General features: G+C 41.8%; 2 protein-coding genes. One reads left to right on the top strand and one right to left on the bottom strand.

Going from position 1 to position 1584, the window contains the following annotated elements; translation table 11 throughout:
- Positions 1–109: 109 nt before the first annotated feature.
- Positions 110–1186 carry an IS110 family RNA-guided transposase gene (locus HMPREF9455_RS18260; protein ID WP_006801228.1) on the top strand — a complete coding sequence of 359 codons (1077 nt, stop codon included), beginning with the start codon at positions 110–112 and terminating at the stop codon, positions 1184–1186.
- 169 nt (positions 1187–1355) lie between these two features.
- Here the strand turns inward: HMPREF9455_RS18260 and HMPREF9455_RS21685 are convergent.
- On the bottom strand, positions 1356–1584 hold a 229-nt coding region (locus HMPREF9455_RS21685), incomplete at its 5' end, for a hypothetical protein (RefSeq protein ID WP_221408057.1).

The raw sequence follows: 1584 nt of genomic DNA, 5'->3' as shown, positions 1-1584 counted from the left end.
AAAATCCCTATGTTTGAAATCTGAGTGAGGAGTGAAGCATAAGCTATCCGTTTTATGGTTAATTTCGGATAATTTCGACTTAATCAATTTAACCTAAATGATATAGCTTATGAGACAAAGTAAAGGATTAGACTTCAAAGGACAAAATATCTATGTGGGTATAGATGTTCATTTGAAAAGTTGGGCGGTGGCGATACTCTCAGAGAGTTCGGTTCTGAAGAAGTTTAGTCAAGATCCACAGCCGGAAGCTTTACATAGATTTTTGGTGACCAATTATCCGGGAGCGACTTATTATTCAGTATATGAAGCTGGATTCAGTGGGTTCTGGACACACCACAAACTTACGGAATTAGGGATTAACAATATTGTGGTTAATCCGGCTGATGTACCGACAATGAGTAGAGAGAAACTGCGAAAGACCGATGCGGTCGATTGCGGAAAACTCGCCAGAGGTCTGCGTGCGGGAGATTTGAGAGGTATTTACGTCCCCCGTGCAGAGATATTGGAAATACGTTCTTTGATTAGACTGAGAAACTTAATCGTAAAAGACACCACGCGGGAAAAGAACCGCATCAAGTCTCTGTTACGTTTTCATGGGATAAAAATACCGGAAGAATTTACCCGTCACACGATGGGCAACTGGTCGAAGCGTTTCCTGCAATGGTTGGACAAGGTAGAGATGTCCACCGAGTATGGACGGAAAACTTTGGAGTTGCATATCGAACAGTTTGATCGCTTGCGTGAAATGTTATTGCAGGAAACGAGGGCTATCCGGGAGTTGTCACGTAGAGAGGTATTCGCTGAGCCATTGCGACTGTTGATGACAGTTCCTGGAATCGGAATCACGACCGGCATAACATTACTCATGGAAATAGACGACATCGGTAGATTTAAGAATGCCGACCAGCTGGCATCCTATATCGGACTGATCCCGATGTGTCATTCGAGCGGAGAGAAAGAGGGTGTAGGTAATATTACCCTACGCAAACACGCCATACTGAGGTGCTACTTCATCGAAGCTGCATGGATGGCCATCCGAAAAGATCCGACAATGACGATGGCCTATGAGGAATATCGCAAGAGAATGAATGGCAACAAGGCTATCGTAAAGATTGCCCGCCGATTGGTTAACAGAGTATTTTTCGTTCTTAAACGTAAACAAGAATATGTCAACTGCGTCGTCTGAAAATATACGATCCTATAATGTAAACAGCTTTTCACATGAGAGATAACACTATCGTCCTCGTGCAGCTTTAAAGTCTGCTTTGCAAAATCTGTGACTCTCGCCTATGTAAACTAATACAGGGATTTGCAGCTCCCAAACTATTGGAAGTCTGCTGTGGGAAGTCTGTTTACTATAGGATTAAAGATTGGGTTTTTCGAGCCATATAGACAATATCAGTAATACTGAAAAGGGAGATAGAAAATCCATCTCCCCCAATAGCATTACTGCATATCGTCAGGATGTTTATTGCTGACAGGTTGCTCCCCAGCAGTGCCTGTTTCCTCTTAACATCCTGACATAAAGATAAAAAATAAAAATTAAATACATTAAAAAATTTAGGTAATTTAAAATAGGGAAAT

Source organism: Dysgonomonas gadei ATCC BAA-286, from assembly GCF_000213555.1.
In the GTDB taxonomy this organism is placed as follows: domain Bacteria; phylum Bacteroidota; class Bacteroidia; order Bacteroidales; family Dysgonomonadaceae; genus Dysgonomonas; species Dysgonomonas gadei.
The sequence above is the reverse complement of the archived record's forward strand: the minus strand, read 5'-3'. Positions and strand labels throughout refer to the sequence as shown.

Excerpts from the sequence above, each read along its gene's own strand:
- HMPREF9455_RS18260 (WP_006801228.1), top strand. The coding sequence starts at position 110 with ATGAGACAAAGTAAAGGATTAGACTTCAAAGGACAAAATATCTATGTG.